The organism is Amycolatopsis sp. NPDC023774, assembly GCF_040639695.1.
GTDB lineage: Bacteria > Actinomycetota > Actinomycetes > Mycobacteriales > Pseudonocardiaceae > Amycolatopsis.
This window is the reverse complement of the sequence record NZ_JBFAAJ010000050.1, coordinates 15,714-31,609: the sequence shown is the minus strand read 5'-3', so window position 1 is coordinate 31,609 and position 15,896 is coordinate 15,714. Positions and strand designations below refer to the sequence as shown.

The window sequence follows — 15,896 nt, the reverse complement described above, 5'->3', positions numbered from 1 at the left end:
GGCCGAGAGTCCCCGGCCTCAGCTCACGATGTGCGTACATACACGGGCCGACACCTGCTGGCAGCTCCTGGCACACCGCGAAAAGTCCGCACACGATCGCGGGTGAGCGCGTTCTGGAGCCGGAAGTCGCCGAAGACGGTGGGCATGTGGCGGAGGTCGTGCCGTGCTCCCACGAACCGTTCGGTGGCCCGCCGGTAGCGCACGAGGTCGGGGTTGAGTAGCAGCGGTACAGCCTTAGCGCTAAGCCTCAGGGTCCGCTGGTCACCTGCCTGGCGCTACGGTTCCGCCGTGCCGCTGGAGTTCTTGACCGATGAGCAAGCCGGCAAGACCCGGTCGCGCAGTCGGTCGAGGGCGACGTCCTTGCGTGGCCGGCGGGTGAAGATCACACCGAACACCTTCTGCACGTCGTTCGCGGCGGCGGGGCGGGCAGGGTCTTGGCGACCTTGCCGGCGTCGATCCGGTCCACCGGGTTCGCCTCGAGGACTTCATGGCGCACCGCCCACTTGCAGAATGATGCGACGCTGACGGCTTGGCCGCGCTGCGGACCGAATGGCAGCTGCCCCCGCCCGTCGACAGCAACGGCGCCTGGCGCGTACTGGTCCGCGGGTTGCCGCTGGTGCCTCACCACACCACCGGCACCGCCAGCGGGCCGTAGGTCAGGAACGACGGGCTGTACCGCAGCTGCTCCGCCGGCACCGCCAACCGCAGGCGCTGAGGCGGTCGAACAAGATCGGCAGAGCCACGTTCGCTTCCAGCCGGGCCAGCGGCGCACCGAGGCAGAAGTGCGGCCCGTGGCCGAAGGCGAGATGGCCGCGCTGCGTGCGGGTGAGGTCGAACCGGGCCGCGTCCGGGCCGTGGCGCTGAGGGTCCGTGCCGGCGCCGCCGAGGCACAGCAGCAGCGCGTCACCGGCGGCGATCGGGGTTCCCGCGACGGTGGTGTCGGCCAGGGCGTAGCGGAAGAGCGAGCCGTAGACCGGCGGGGTGAGCCGCAGCGTTTCCTCGACCACGTCGTGCCACCGTCGGCCGCGCACCGCGAGGTCGAGCTGGGCGGGGTCGGCCAGCAGGTGCACGATTGCGTGGCCGAGCAGGTGCACCGTGGTTTCGTGGCCGGCGATGAGCATGAGGAACAGGCTGTCGACGAGCTCCCGGTCGTCGAGCCGTTCTTCGGTGGTGCCGCGGACCATCGCCGAGGCGAGGTCGTCCTCGGGGTGCTCGCGTTTGCGCTGGATCAGGGTGCCCAGGTAGCCAACCAGCTCGGTGGCGGCGCGGTGGTTGTCCTCGGGCGTGCTTTGGTGGGAGAACAACGCCTGCGTCCACGTGCGCAGCCGCGGGCGCTCGGGCTCGGGAATGCCGAACAGCTCGCAGATCACGACCATCGGCAGCTGCTCGGCGAACGCGGCGATCAGGTCCACGGTCCCGGTCCGCGCCGCGATGTCCGCCACGAGCTGCTCCACGACCTCCTCGATCCGCGGCCGCAGCGCCTCGACCCGGCCGGGCGTGAAGTCGCGTGACACGAGGGCACGCAGCCGCCGGTGCTCGGCGCCGTCGCGCATCAGCATGTGCTCGCCGTAGACCAGCGGCAGGAACGGCCAGCCCTCGGGCACCTCGCCGTCGCGCAGCGCGCGCCAGTGCGACGAGTGCTTGCCGAACCGTGAATCGTCACCGGAAAGCACTTCCTGCACGGCCGCGTGGGTGGTCACGGCCCACACCGGCACGTCGCCGGGCAGCCGCACCGGGACCACCGGCCCGGCTTCGCGCAGCCGCGCGTAGGTCTGCGGCAACGGTTCGTCGCCGGCGGGCAGCGCAAAGCTTTTTTCAGCGGTGGTCACGTTTTCCCTTCTGAAGGCCAACCTGATCATTGTGGGGTCGCCGGGGCGCCCATTTCCCGATCGGCCAGGCGCCAGAGGGGGCAAACGTGAGGGCGTATGACCCGGATCACCGGGCACTGCGCCCTGATCGAGTGACCGGCTCGCCGGTCGGGCGCGGCCGCTTAGGATCGGCGGTATGGAGACTCGAAGACCACCCGGCTGGGGCATGAAGTGTCCGCCGTGGGCCTGGGGGTCTAGGGGTAATCGCTAATGGCTGTACCGCTGCTACTCAACGCCGGGAAGCGCGGCGCGCAGCTCTGCCAGAACCGTCGGACCGACGCCGGTGAGGTCAAGCAGCCCGGCGTCGGGGCAGGAGGTGACTTCCTCGGCGTAGGTGAAGCCGTGGCGCTGCAGCTTCAGGTGCGGCGTGGTAGCTGGAGTGGTCGCGGAGCATGGCCCAGATGACGTTGAGGCGGCGGCGGGCGAGGCAGAGCAGGGCTTGCTCGTGTCGTTCCCCTCGGCTCGTTTGCGCTGGTAGTAGGCCTTGGAGATGGGGCAAGCGGGCAGGCTGGCCATGGCGGCGAGGTAGCAGGATCGCAGCAGGCCGCGGTGGTAGCGGTGTGGGCGGCGCAGGTTGCCATGGACGCGGCCGGAGTCGCAGGGCACGGGTGCGAGCCCGGCGTAGCCGGCGAGACGGTCTGCGGAGCCGAACGCGGTCATCTCGCCGCCGGTGGCGGCGAGGAATTCCGCGGCGAGGGTGGGTCCGAAGCCGGGCAGGGTGAGCATCACCTCGGCGTGGCGGTGCTGGCGAAATCGTTGCTCGATCATCGCGTCGGTCTCGGCGATTTCGGTGTTGAGGGCGATCACCCCCTTGGCCAGCCGTTCGACCATCGTCGCGGCGAGTTTCTTTCCGGGCAGCGTGGTTTGCTGCGCGGAGGCGGCTTCGATCGCGAGGTGGGCGACGGTGTCGGCGTTGCGGGCCTTGCGGTGGCGCAGCCAGTGGGCCAGGCGCTGCTCGCCCAGCCGGCGGATCGCCTCAGGGGTCTGGTAGCCGGTCAGCAGCAGCAGGTGTCCTTTGCGAGACAGGTCGAGGCTGCGTTCCAGGGCGGGGAAGTACTCGAGCAGCTGGTGGCGGATCCGGTTGATCGCCCGGGTGCGGTCGCAGACCAGGTCGGCGCGCCCGTTGGTCAGGGTCCGCAGGTCGACGGCGATCTCGTCCCCGGCCCGCAGCGGGCCGAGGTCGCGGCGGATGCGGGCCTGATCGGCGATGACGAAGGCGTCCTTGGCGTCGGTTTTTCCTTCGCCCCGGTAGGTTCCGGCGGCGCGGTGGACTTTCAGTCCGGTGATGTAGACCAGTGGCCGGTCATGCTTGACCAACAGTCCGATCAGCAGCGCGGCACCGCCACTGTTGAGGTCGATCGCCCACAGTGCGTCGGTGTCGATGGCGAGAACATCGCCCATCAGGGCCAGCAGCTCGGTTTCGTCGTTCTGGACTCGCCGCGACAGCAACCGCTCACCGTTGTCGTTGATCACCACGCAGTGGTGGTGTTCCTTGCCGATGTCCACGCCGGCCCAGATCTGGGGCACGACCACCTCCAACGCTCAGCTCACCATGTCACCCACAAACGACCACGCCGGCGCTGTCCTACACAGCGATCACGTCGCATATCCCCATCAGCGGTCGTGCCGTCACGGGAGCCCAGGCGGCCAAGTCCTTTCAGCGTTCACCAGCGGCGTGACCATGAAAGCCATACCTGAGCTCCAGGGCCCACCGATCCTACGAATGACCAGTTCAGACCCAACAAAGAAGGTGGGACTCCCCCATGTTCCCGTTTCCGAAACGAACCGCGGTCGCGCTCGCCGCGAGCGCTCTCGTGCTCGCCGGCTGCCGTCTTCGGGTGACGACGACGCGTACGGCCTCGCGGACCCGGGTGTGCTGCACGCAGCCACCCAGACCAGCCAGCCGCCTTCGCCTACGGCGACCCGTCGGGCAAGCTGATCGGGTTCGTCGTCGACGTCACCGACGAGGTCGCGAAGCGCCCGCACCTCACCGTCGACTACAAGGCGACCTCGGTCACCTCGTCCGGCCGGTGAGGTGTCACCGGACGGATGCAGCGGTTGCTGCGCTGGGCGAACTGGGACATCGACGGTGCCCGCGATGACGCGCGGGATTATGTGATCGAGCATCCCGGCGAGCGGGGCGGGGTGTTGATCGTGGACGACACCGGGAGCTCTGGTGTAAGCGACCTCGTGGCCAAGCGACGAGCTGCCGCTTGCTTCAGTCGGCGTGCGACCAGGCTTGCGCCCGACAGGCAACAACGGCGCACGCACGGCTCATTGCGCATCGGGTCAGGTCCGATCGCGCGCCACCGCTAGGCTGCCGGGCCAGGTCGGGCAGGCTTCAGTCGGAGCCGATGAGCGCTGCTTGGTTGTGCACCGCGGATCACCGGCCGGACTCGGCCACCGTGCAGGTGGCGATCGACGCCGAGGCCGGGCTGGTGGTCGCCACGGGCGCCCCGCAGGCGGGCAGCCGCAACGACCGCACGGGTCTGCCGCGAGCAGTACCGGGAGATGTCATCGGAGTCGAACGTGGTCGGCACCAACGGTGGCCTTGCTGCGACTGCGGCAGACGCGGAAGAAGTGCTTGGTGTGCGGCGAGGACTCAAGGTCGGGGATCGAGATCGACGCGTACGCTCAGCGGGTTTGTCGCGACCGATCCCGAGGCCTGGAGGCACAGGCTGAGCCAGCGATTGCTGCGGCTCAGGATCCGCACCCGTTCCGAAGGATCGTCGTTGTCCAGGATGTGCGCGGTGCCGCTGCGCCAACCGGTGCGCGTCAAGCTGCCCTTGACCCGGACACGCGGATTGGCCTCGATGTTGAGAATGTAGTCGGCGCTGCGTCCGTGCTGGGCAATGATCCAGAAGGTGTCGCCATCGGTACCGTCGCACACCGGCGTGATTCGCGGTTGCGCAGTGCGCCGCCCTATCGTCTCCAGCAGGGCGTCGCCCGGAGGCGGGATACGCAGCGCGAAGGCAAGCTTGTCGATCGGGTTGATCACCGACCGCTGAAGCCGATCAAAGCGCCGGCGCCTGGCGGCCGCCCCAGGACCGTCCCATCGACCGGAGGCGTGAGCGGTCTTGACCCTCCACATATTCGGTCCTCTCCCATTATCCAGCTCATCTGTCATGCCGGATCCTCGTCGTCGGCGCCGTTGGGCGCCAGCGGCGGCTACGACGCACTCGTGCCATTGCAGTTCGAGCCCGTAACGCCATTTGCCCATTCTCGCCGGCCGTCCTTCGAACCGGTCGGTGTCTTGAGCATGGTCACGAAGCTGAGCCGTGGTCCAGCCAGGGAGCATCGCTACTGGAGCGCCAGCCCCGACTCGGCGGCTCCAGTCCGGAGCGGATGAGGTCGAAATCCCTCGACTGGGCCCGGAGCGCCCCTGGCGGCGCTGGGCGCCCCAAGAGAGCATCGCGACGGTGGAGTCGTAGATGTAGCCGCCGACGAGGCGGGGTTGCGAGAGCTTGCTGCCGCTGCCGCAGGGGCGCCCGGGCATCTCCAGGATTTCCTCCGAAATATCTGCTGAACAGTGGGGACGCGGCTGTGATGACCGTGCGCGTTCGCCTCGTCGTCGGTCGGTACCCCCCATCGTGTCGCTGTACCGCGCCAGCCAGCGAACGGTCAGATTCCCCGTGCTTTGTCCACTGTGGATATCCACCGGCCGGCCGGACGTGCGTGTGTGCCCTGGCCGTGTACGGATGAGCACGGCCAGCAGCGCCTGCCGGCTCCCGCGCGTCAGTGCCGCCCCGGGTGAACCAGCTGTTTGTCGTCGCGGACCATTCCCTCCTCAACTGCGTCCGTGCGCCAGGTGGGCTGGCCGCGCGACCGGCCCACCACACTTCCTTGCCCACCAGCGTTTCCCGACCGTGAACGCCGCGTCCTGGTAGAACTGTCCCGGGATCTCCGTCGAGCGCTGGAGGATCAACGACCACATGGTGCTCACGCGCCGCGGGCGCAGTGCTCGGCCATCGAGGTGCGGTGACACGCGTGATCGTCGCAGACCCGGACTTCCTGCACGACACCGTTCATCTCGAACCGCCCTGCGCACACCGGGGAACCGGCGCAGTCCCCGAACGGCGTCTGGCGCCCCTGGCCGCCGCGCGACGCCTGTCGTCTCTGCCCACGGCAGCATCCGGTCGTTGGCGCTGTCGCTCCCCACCACGACCGCCACACGGAAACGCACCGGCCTTTCGGCCGAGCAGGCAGCCTTCGACGCGCTCGAACGCTGCCTCAACGTACTCAGCCATTCATCCGCCCCAGTAAGCCGGTTCCAGTGTGGAATACGGCGGCAGTCCGCTTGGGGCATGGTTCCCGCGCATTCGAGACAAATGTCCACGGTGGTCAGATCTGACCGGCGAAGCTCTCGGTTCGGCGAGCCAGCGCACGCAGGCGGGCGGCAGCACGCCGTCCCAGTGAACCGAGATCCGGGCAGACGCTCCGGGAAACGCGAAGCGACCACCGCATTGTCCGTGGGCTGACGCTCCTCCCGCGCGAGAACGCTGCACACGATCGGGAAGCGTTCGGGCTCGGTCGATCAGATTGTCGGTTTCGGCTTGCCCTTACCGATGAGCTGTGCGGCAGTGTGGTCGAGGATCAGCTCGGACTATGCAGACGCCGCCAAACCGCAGATCGACTGGGACGATGCGGCCCCGCGGGAGGCGCTGGTGGATTCCCGCAGCCGGGGCGCGATGGGGATGCTGGCGCTGCTGGAGGACCGCAGCCGCCGCGCACCTTCCGAACCGGGCACAGAGTGAGCCGGCCGCGAGGTAGCCGACCGACTCCACACCGCCGTCACCGACGTCACGCCCTCATGCAGCTAGACCTGACAGGCGCTCGACCCCAGCCGCCCGGCCCGGGCGCTAAGCCACCTTTCGGCAACAGCCAGAGAAATCCGTGCCATTTTCCACAAGGATTGTGCCACGCATCTCCCTGATGGTCATTGGCAAGCATCGGCACATCTGCTCGGTTCGGACAAAGACGACATGAACACGAAACTGAGCTCTTTTGGCTTGGGTTGGCAGCCGCGGAATACTCTGCTATATCTGACATCTGAAAACGGGCGAGTAGTAACGTTCACGGGAAAACTGGAAGTTTTGGTATGAGTGCGGTCGGAGACCGGGTCTGTCTGCAGCTCCCTGTCCTCGGTGTTTCGTGCGACGTGCGCTTTGCCCTTAAAGGGCAAGTGTGATGCTCGACTCAGGGTGGATGCCTGCGCTGCTCGGTCGGCGTCGTGAGCTCGGGGTGCTGGACGAGCTGCTCGCCGAGGTGCGGAAAGGTCGCAGTTCCGTGCTCGTCGTGCGCGGTGAGGCGGGCGTCGGCAAGACTGCGCTGCTGGGCTACGCGGTCGCACAGGCCGCGGATCTGCAGGTGGTTCACATCTCGGGCGCGGAGTCCGAGGTGGAGCTGGCCTTCGCCGGCGTGCACCAGGTGTGCGCGCCGCACCTCGATGAGCTCGTCCGGCTGCCGGGTCCGCAACGGAAGGCGCTGACCACCGCGCTCGGCCTGGCGGACGGCACACCGCCGGACCGGTTCCTCGTGGGGCTCGCCGTGCTGACCCTGTTGGCGGAGGCTGCCGCGAAGCAGCCGCTGGTGTGCGTGGTCGACGACGCCCAGTGGCTCGACAGCGCGTCCGTGCAGACGTTGTCGATTGTGGCGCGCCGGCTGCGAGAGGACCCCGTCGCGATGATCTTCTCCGTCCGCGACGGCGAAGAAAAACCGGAGCTGACGGGCCTGGAGCGGCTGCCCGAGCTGGTCTTGACCGGGCTGGACGACCGTGATTCGCGGACCCTGCTTGTGACGGCGATGCCCGGCCCGATGGACGAGCGGGTGCGCGAGCGCATCCTCGCCGAAGCGCACGGCAACCCGCTGGCGCTGCTGGAACTGCCGCGAGGGGCGACGCCGGCCGTTCTCGCCGGTGGCTACGGGCTGGTCGGCGACACCCGGCCGCTGGCGGGCCGCATCGAACGCAGCTTCGTCGGCCAGCTCGCCGAACTGCCGCCGGAAACGCGGCTGCTGCTGCTCGTAGCGGCCGCCGACCCGGTCGGCGAGGCGGCGTTGCTGTGGCGGGCCGCCGAACGCCTCGGCGTCGGGGTGGACGCGGCCTCGCCGGCGGAGATCGCGGACCTGGTCAGCATCGGCAGGCGAGTGCGGTTTCGCCACCCCCTGGTGCGCTCCGCGGTCTACCGCACGGCGAGCCTGTCCGACCGCCGGCGCGTGCACGCGGCACTCGCCGACTCGATCCATCCGCAGGTCGACGACGAGCATCGTGCCTGGCACCGCGGCCAGTCGGCGACAGGCCCCGATGAATCGATTGCCGCGGACCTGGAACATGCGGCCGCCCGCGCACGAGGTCGGGGCGGGGTTGCTGCGGCTTCAGCCTTCCTGGCCGACGCGACCGAGCTCACGCCGGACCCCGTGGAGCGGGGGCGCCGGGCCTTGGCCGCGGCTGAGGCCAAGCTGGATGCGGGCGCTCCGGACTCGGCGCTGGAGTTGGTCGCCGTGGCGCAGGCCGCACCGCCGGAACCGCTGCGGCGGGCCCGGACCGACCTGGTGCGCTCCCGAATCGCGTTCGCCGTGCACCGCGGCCGCGATGCGCCCGCACTGCTGCTTGCAGCCGCGAATCACCTGCGCTATCTCGATCCGCCGCTCGCCCGCGAGACCTACCTCGAAGCACTGATGGCGTCGGTGTTCGCTGGCCGGCTCGTGTGGGCGGAGGACAGCGCCCCGGCCGGGACGGCGCGCGCCGCGCAGTCGGCGCCGCCGCCGCCCACCCCACCGCGGGCCGTGGACCTGCTGCTCGACGGCGTCGTGCTGCGGTTCACCAAGGGCTACCCGGCCGCCGCGTCTTCGCTCATGCAAGCCGTCCAGCAGTTCCGGCGGGACTGCGACGCTGGGACCGCCGGCCTGCGCTGGTACGGGCTTGTCGGCCGGATCGCGCTCGACCTGTGGGACCAGCAGTCCTGGGACGACCTTGCCGCCCGCCAGGTGCAGATCCTGCGCGAGCAAGGTGTGCTGACGCTGCTGCCGGTCGCGCTCGCCTACCGAGCCGGCGTGTGCGTGCATGCCGGCCGGTTCGACGAGGCCGCAGCGTTGCTCCAGGAGTCCGACGCGATCAGCCAGGCCACCGGCACCCCGCCACCGCTGTACATCGAGCCGGTTCTCGCCGCGTACCAGGGCAACGACGAGCGGGCGCTCAAACTCGTGCGGACGAGCCTGCACAGCGCCACCATCCGGGGCGAGGGCCGGGTGATCCCCATCGTCCAGTACGCGGCGGCCGTGCTCCACAACAGTTTCGGCCGGTATCGGGAGGCGCTGGCCGCCACGGATTGGGCGGTCGAGCACGACGACATCGGCATGTACGGCTACGGACTTCTGGAACGGGTGGAGGCCGCCGCCCGCTGCGGGGAGACCAGGATCGCCACCGAGGCCATGCTGGAGCTGGTCGAGCGCGCCGACGCGGCCGGAACTGAAATGGCCCTCGGAGTCGCGGCGCGCTCGCGTGCCCTGCTCGCCGAGGGGGCGCAGGCCGACGCGCTGTACCGCAGCGCCATCGACCACCTCGGGCGCAGCACAGTCGACGTGCTGCAGGCCAGGGCTCAACTGATCTACGGGGAATGGCTGCGCAGCGAAGACCGCCGCGACGAGGCCGTCGCGCAGCTGAAGCAGGCCCACCAGACCTTCCGGCGCGTCGGGGCCGACGGCTTCGCCGAGCGGGCCCGCCGGGAGCTGGTCACCGCGGGAGTGGCCGTGCGCGCCCCGGCCGTGGCACTCGCGGACACGCTGACCGAGCAGGAAATCTACATCGCGCAGCTGGCGGCCGAGGGCCAGACCAACCAGGAGATCGCCGCGCAGCTGTTCCTGAGTCCGCGCACGGTCGAATGGCACCTCGGCAAGATCTTCGGCAAGCTCATGATCACGTCGAGGCGGGGGCTTCGAGCTGCGTTGGCCGCTCGACGCGAAGGCTGGCACCCGGGGTGAGGACCCGGAGAGTCCACGGTTCCGGAAAACCTGGCCATGGTGTGCCCTGGAGTAGGTCAGTGACCCGATCATCCCCTGAGGGGTGTGCCGTGACCGAGACCATCGCGGGCGCCGAAATTCCGGACACTGCGCTGGTGCGCGTAGCCACGGATCTGGACCGCGCCGCGGCCGACGACCTGCTGTTCGACCATTCGCGCAGGGTATACCTCTGGGGGACACTGAAGGGCCGTCGCCGCGGCCTCGTCGCCGACCCCGAGCTGTTCTACGTCAATGCGATGTTTCACGACCTCGGCCTGCCCGAGCGGTACCGCACCGCAGGCCAGCGCTTCGAGCTCGACGGCGCGGACGTCGCACACGATTTCCTGCTCTCCCACGGGTACCCCGCCGCGGACGCGCGCAAGGTCTGGCTGGGGATCGCGCTTCACACCACACCCGGGGTGCCCGACCGCCTCGCCCCGGAAACCGCGCTGGTCACAGTCGGCGTGGAGACCGACGCGCTCGGTTTCCACCTCGAGCAGCTCACGCCCGACGAGATCCAGCAGGTACTGGCAGCGCATCCCCGGCCCGACTTCAAGAATCGGATCCTCAAGGCGTTCCACAACCGGATGAAGGACCGGCAGGGCACAACGTTCGGAACCATGAACGACGACGTGCTCGCCTATTTCGAGCCGGGCCTTGTGCGGGAGGACTTCGTCTCCATCATCAAGAACAACGACTGGCCCGAGTGACCGGTAGTGCACGAGATGAGAGGGCAGCTCGCGCCCCGGCTGCGCGGCCGGGAGCGCGACCTGCGGGTGCTGGCCGGTTTACTGGCCGGCGCCCGGGAAGGCCGCGGCGGCGCGCTCGTCATCCGTGGTGAGGCTGGGATCGGCAAAACCGCGCTGGTGACCGCCGCGCTAGCCACCGCCGGCGCCGTGCGGGTGGCCGAGTTCCGCGGCGCCGAGTCCGAGACAGAGTTCGCCTACGCCGGGCTGCACCAGCTGTGCGCCGGGCTGCTGGACCGGATCGCGGCCCTGCCGGGTCAGCAACAAGCAGCGCTGCAGGTCGCGTTCGGCATCGCGGGCGGCACGGCACCGGATCACCTCCTGGTCGCGAGGGCCATCGGGACGTTGCTGCGCGAATCCGCCGCAGACCAGCCACTGGTCTGCGTCGTCGACGACGCGCACTGGGTGGATCGCGCGTCCCTGCAGGCACTGGCGTTCGTCGCGCGGCAGTGTCCGGCCACCCCGGTCGCCCTCGTCTTCACGGTGTGCGAACCGGCCGCTTCGGGCGAGCTGGCGGGCCTTCCGGAACTGCGCCTGGACGGGCTCGGTGATGAGGACGTCAGAGCGCTGCTCGCGGTCGTGCTGCCGGGGCGGCTCGACGAGCGGGTGCGGGACCGCATCGTCGCCGAGGCCCGGGGAAATCCTTCGCTGTTGCTGACGTACCACCGCGGGCATTCGCCGGCCGAACTGGCGGGCGGGTTCGGGCCGGCCGAGGTGCGCCCTGTGGTCGACCGGATCGAGCGCAGCTTCGTGTGCCGCATCCGGCAGCTTCCGCCGTCGGCGCGGACATTGCTCCTGGTCGCGGCAGCCGATTCCACCGGCGACGGGGCGCTGCTGCGGCAGGCCGCCGACTGCCTCGGCGTCGGGTTCGATCCCGACGCGGTACCGGACTTGGTCACCATCGGGGAGCGAGTGCGGTTCCGGCATCCGCTCATCCGCTCGGCGGCGTACGGCTGCGCGCCACTGTCCGAACGCAGACAGGCGCACCACGCGCTGGCCACCGCCTTCGGCCGCCACGGCGACGACGAGCAGCGCGTGTGGCACCTCGCGCACGCGGCCGGCGCGCCGGACGAAGCGCTGGCGGCCGAATTGGCGTGTGCCGCCGAGCTCGCCCGCGCTCGCGGAGGTGTCGGCGCGGCCGCGGCCTTCCTGTCCTGCGCGGTGGAACTGACGCCGGAGCCGGGGAGCAGGGTCGACCGGATACTCGCCGCGGCACAGGCGAAGCTGGACGCGAGCGCGCCCGCTGACGCCGCGAAGCTGATGATTCTCGCCCGCGCCGCACCGATGGACGAGCTGCAGCGAGCGCGGGTCGAGCGGATGTGCGCGAAGATCGCGCTGGACGAGCGAGGCGCGGGGGCACTGCCGTTGCTGCTGGCGGCCGCGGGGCACCTTGCGTACCTCGATCCGGCCCTGGCACGAGAGACCTACCTCGAAGCGTTGATGTGCGCGATCTTCACTGGGCACCCATGCGCCGGCGAGGACAGTCCGGCGCGTTTGACGGCCCGTGCCGCGAAAGCTGCGCCACCCGCGCCACAGACTCCGCGAGCACTGGATCTGGTGCTGGACGCCTTGGTGGCTCGGTTCACTGAGGGCTACCGGACGGCCGTCCCGTTGCTGCGCGACGCCGTGCGCGAGTTCCGCAAGGAGGACGCGGGCGGGACTGGCGACCTCCGCCTGTTCTGGCTGTGCGCGCACATCGCGCGGGATCTCTTCGACGCCGAGAGCAACGAGTGCCTGGCCGGGCGCCAGGTTGAGGTGCTGCGTGCGGAGGGCATGCTGGCCTTGCTGCCCCGCGCGCTGTCCTACCACGCACGCGTCGAGGCGGCGAGGGGCCGGATCGACGAGGCGGCGGCCGCTCTCGAGGAGGCCGATGCCATCACGAGTGCGACGGGCGCCCCGCCCCGGCGGTACATCGAACCGTTCCTCGCGGCCTATCGCGGTGACGAGGCGCTGGCACTCGAGCTGGTTCGCGAAGGCGCCGGGCGCGCGACGGCGTCCGGGGAGGCCCAGGCGCTGCGGGTCGTCCGCTACTCGGCGGCCCTGTTGCACAACAGCCTCGGGCAGTACCCAGCCGCGTTGGCCGCCGCCCGGCTAGCGGCGGAGTTCGAGGACGATCTCGGCACCCACGGCGCCGCGCTGGCCGAAGTGGTCGAGGCCGCGGCACGCTGCGGTGAGCACGAGATCGCCGCAGACGCGTTCGACCGGCTCGTTGAACGGACCGGCGCGAGCGGCACCACGTTGGCGCTCGGTCTCACCGCCCGGTCCCGTGCCCTGCTGAGCACCGGACCGGCCGCGGGCGCGTTGTACCGGGAGGCCATCGCACACCTCGAGCACAGCGGCGAAAGGCTGTGGCTCGCGCGCACCAGGCTGATCCACGGCGAATGGCTGCGCCGGGCGAACCACCGCACCGACGCGCGTGCGCAGCTGAGCGCGGCACTGGAGCTGTTCACCCGGATTCGCGCCGACGGTTTCACCGATCGCGCGCGTCGCGAATTGCTCGCGACGGGTGAGCCTGCGGGTGTGCCCGGGTCGCTCACGGCGCACGAAAGGCACATTGCGCGGCTCGCCGCCGAGGGGCACACCAATCGCGAAATCGCCGAGCAGCTGGTGATCAGCCCGCGCACGGTGGCGTGGCACCTGAGTAAGATCTTCGCCAAGCTCGGCGTCAGCTCCCGGCGCCGGCTGCGGAACGCGCTCGCCCGCGACTGAACCCGTGCTCATCGCCCCGGCCGCAAGGCCTTCGATATCGGGACCACGTGCTCGCTCGTCCAGCCCCACGCGGCGATCAGGAAGTTCCAAGTGTCGCACCGGGTGCACTTCGCGGTGAACCGCGTCGCTGACGCATCGCGGTAGAACAGGGTCTGCTCGGTCGCCCGGCGGCACCCAGTGCACGCGCCCACCTCAGACCACCGGGTGACCAAGGGAATCGGCGTCTCGCGGTGGGGTGACCGGGACCGGCTTGGCAGCTCACCGCTGGTCGCCGCAATCACAGGACGCCCCTTCCCCGCTGCACGATCAGGTCTCGCGTGCGGGCCTCCGCTCGCGACAACGTCCAGAGCAGCGCGGCCGCGTAGGTGCGGAACGGCGCCCACCGCAGTCCGAGGTGGTTCACCAGCCCGGCGCCGGGCGCGCTACTGCGCAACCAGGTATGCCCGATGACCTCGGCGATCACGCGGTCGTCGACCGGAAGCACGTCCGGCCGGTTGAGGCGGCGGATCAGGAACAGTTCCGCCACCCGCTGCGAGATCCCGTAATCGGCAAGGAGGGCACGAACCTGCCTGTCGTTCCTGCCGGACAGCGTGTTCAAATCGACGCGGCAGTCCAGTTGGGCCCGTGCGAGGCGCACAAGCCGATCGGCTTCCTCGTAGGGCAGACCGAGCGCGGCGAGGCGTCCCGCCCCGAGAGCGGCGACCTTGACCGCCGAAGGAAATCCTTGCGTCGCGCGGCGAATCCGCACATACAGGGTCGAAGTCGACGAGACCTGTGGAGGAAGAGAGCTGGCGTAGCGGACCAACGCCGCGAAGTGGTCACCCATTCCCGCCTCCTCGCACTTCCCGAAGGGATCCGGATGCCCGAACTCGCCGACGAGCAACCGCATGATCGGGTCGCAGTCCGCGAGGTGCCCGTAGGCGAGGTCCGACTCGGTGGCGGCGTCGGTGAGGATGGGGACGTCCCGGGCGTGCAAAGCCAGTGAAACCATAGTCATGGGCCAACACCTGCTTACGTGTGTCTTCAGCGGCCGGAGCGGAGGCTCTGTTCTCCTCGCCCCGGTTGCGCCGGTTTTCTGAGTCAAGTGGGCCAAAACCCGGCTCCGGGCGGACCCGCATATCTCCCCGGTGACGCGAAACCCGTGGTGCGCACCGGCGCGCTCGCCCGGGTACCACACCCGGGGTATCGACAGGTGCCACCGGTGGGGCGGCGGTGCCATGCTCTGATCCGATCACCGGCGACGGGGGCGGAACCCGATCCTGCCGAAGTAAAGGAGAACCCGCATGACCACCGTTCGACCCGCGGTCGTCCTGGAGCCCGCCGCCCAGGCCATCGTCGACGCGACGTCGGCGCCGCCGTTTCTTTACGAGCTGGGTCCGGATGCGGGGCGCAAGGTGCTGGTCGACCTGCAATCCGGGCCCGTCGACAAGCTGCCCGTCGACGAGCAGTGGATCATCGTGCCCGCTGCGGTCGGCGACGTGCGGGTGCGTCTGGTCCGGCCCCAGGGGGTCACCGGGGCGCTGCCCGTCGTGCTGTACATGCACGGCGGTGGCTGGGTGCTCGGCAACGCGTTCACCCACGACCGGCTGGTGCGGGAGATCGCCACCGGTTCCCGCGCCGCGGTTGCCTTCGTGGAGTACACGCCGTCACCGGAGGCGCGCTACCCGGTCGCGATCGAGCAGGGCTATGCGACCGCGCAGTGGCTTACGGCCAACGGCGCGGCGAATGGGCTCGACGTCTCGCGCATGGCGGTGGCCGGTGACTCGGCCGGCGGGAACATGACCGCGGCGCTCACGCTGATGGCCAAGGACCGCGGTGATGTCCGCTTCGTCCACCAGTCGCTGTACTACCCGGTCACCGATGCCGCGATGGACACCCGCTCCTACCAGGAGTTCGCGGCCGGCTACTACCTGTCGGCCAAGGCGATGGAGTGGTTCTGGGACCAGTACACGCCCGATCCCGCTCGGCGAGCGGAGATCACGGCGTCGCCGAGCCGCGCCACCAATGACCAGCTCACCGGCCTTCCGCCCGCGTTCCTCCTCGTCGACGAGGTCGATGTGCTGCGCGACGAGGGCGAGTCGTACGCGGCGAAGCTGCGAGCCGCGGGAGTACCCGTCACGACCGTCCGCTACAACGGGATGGTGCACGACTTCATGATGCTCAACGCGCTGAGCGACACCCTCGCGTGTCGAGCGGCCGTGGCCCAGGCGACCGCAATGCTCCGCACCGCGTTCGGAACCGCCTGAACCAAGCCCCCGGGGGGACGCGCGTCTACGGGGGTGGACGCGTGTGGCCGGGGACGGCCCGCGCGCCCTAGGGGATGGGCGCGCGGGCTAGGCCACCGCAAGCTCGGTCGTGCCGCGATCGGGCGCCCGTGGTGAATCCGTTGGCGAAACTCAGGCGGCACGAAAGGAGAAAAGAATGGTCACCGGCGACATTGACTGGTGAGCCGGCCTCCGTGCATGCTGGCCGCCGGTTGCCACCGATCTGTGGCTCGGCAAGGGCGGGGTCGCGGAGACGGTCGGCGGCGCGGTGGGCGCCGAGCCTGGCAACGTCGCGGCAAGAGCGGCGGCGGATT

The 15,896-nt window shown here is 69.9% G+C and carries 9 protein-coding genes and 2 pseudogenes; 7 read left to right on the top strand and 4 right to left on the bottom strand.

Annotated elements, in window-relative coordinates; genetic code table 11:
• The first annotated feature begins 529 nt into the window (after positions 1-529).
• Entirely contained in the window at positions 530-655 is a 126-nt protein-coding gene (locus AB0F91_RS44165) for a hypothetical protein (protein WP_360607986.1), read from the top strand.
• A 1-nt stretch (position 656) separates the two neighbouring features.
• Here AB0F91_RS44165 and AB0F91_RS44160 read toward each other — a convergent pair whose 3' ends face one another.
• Both AB0F91_RS44160 and AB0F91_RS44155 read right to left on the bottom strand, forming a co-directional pair.
• Positions 657-1,829 carry a cytochrome P450 gene (locus AB0F91_RS44160; RefSeq protein ID WP_360607984.1) on the bottom strand — a complete coding sequence of 391 codons (1,173 nt, stop codon included), beginning with the start codon at positions 1,827-1,829 and terminating at the stop codon, positions 657-659.
• A gap of 328 nt (positions 1,830-2,157) precedes the next feature.
• A pseudogene (locus AB0F91_RS44155) lies at positions 2,158-3,401 on the bottom strand (IS110 family transposase).
• 516 nt (positions 3,402-3,917) lie between these two features.
• Here AB0F91_RS44155 and AB0F91_RS44150 point away from each other — a divergent pair.
• Positions 3,918-4,037: pseudogene (locus AB0F91_RS44150) on the top strand (IS701 family transposase); the annotation flags it as partial.
• Between the two features lie 433 nt (positions 4,038-4,470).
• Here the strand turns inward: AB0F91_RS44150 and AB0F91_RS44145 are convergent.
• Positions 4,471-4,866, bottom strand: a complete 396-nt coding sequence (locus AB0F91_RS44145; RefSeq protein ID WP_360607982.1) for a nitroreductase/quinone reductase family protein — start codon at positions 4,864-4,866, stop codon at positions 4,471-4,473.
• Between the two features lie 1,567 nt (positions 4,867-6,433).
• Here AB0F91_RS44145 and AB0F91_RS44140 point away from each other — a divergent pair.
• The 4 genes from AB0F91_RS44140 (at position 6,434) to AB0F91_RS44125 (ending at position 13,318) form a co-directional block, all read left to right on the top strand.
• A complete protein-coding gene (locus AB0F91_RS44140) occupies positions 6,434-6,622 on the top strand; it encodes a hypothetical protein (RefSeq protein WP_360607980.1) in 189 nt (62 codons plus the stop codon).
• Between the two features lie 451 nt (positions 6,623-7,073).
• Complete coding sequence (locus AB0F91_RS44135; protein ID WP_360607978.1) at positions 7,074-9,845, top strand: AAA family ATPase; 2,772 nt, start codon at positions 7,074-7,076, stop codon at positions 9,843-9,845.
• Between the two features lie 89 nt (positions 9,846-9,934).
• Positions 9,935-10,573, top strand: coding sequence for an HD domain-containing protein (locus tag AB0F91_RS44130; protein WP_360607976.1), 639 nt, complete (start codon positions 9,935-9,937; stop codon positions 10,571-10,573).
• Positions 10,574-10,588: 15 nt separating this feature from the next.
• Positions 10,589-13,318, top strand: a complete 2,730-nt coding sequence (locus tag AB0F91_RS44125) for an AAA family ATPase (RefSeq protein ID WP_360607974.1) — start codon at positions 10,589-10,591, stop codon at positions 13,316-13,318.
• A 277-nt stretch (positions 13,319-13,595) separates the two neighbouring features.
• Here the strand turns inward: AB0F91_RS44125 and AB0F91_RS44120 are convergent, their stop codons facing one another.
• A complete protein-coding gene (locus AB0F91_RS44120) occupies positions 13,596-14,315 on the bottom strand; it encodes a hypothetical protein (protein ID WP_360607971.1) in 720 nt (239 codons plus the stop codon).
• Between the two features lie 286 nt (positions 14,316-14,601).
• Here AB0F91_RS44120 and AB0F91_RS44115 point away from each other — a divergent pair, with 286 nt between their 5' ends.
• Positions 14,602-15,564: an alpha/beta hydrolase gene (locus AB0F91_RS44115; RefSeq protein ID WP_360607969.1), complete on the top strand. Its 963-nt coding sequence runs from the start codon at positions 14,602-14,604 to the stop codon at positions 15,562-15,564.
• Positions 15,565-15,896: the final 332 nt, after the last annotated feature.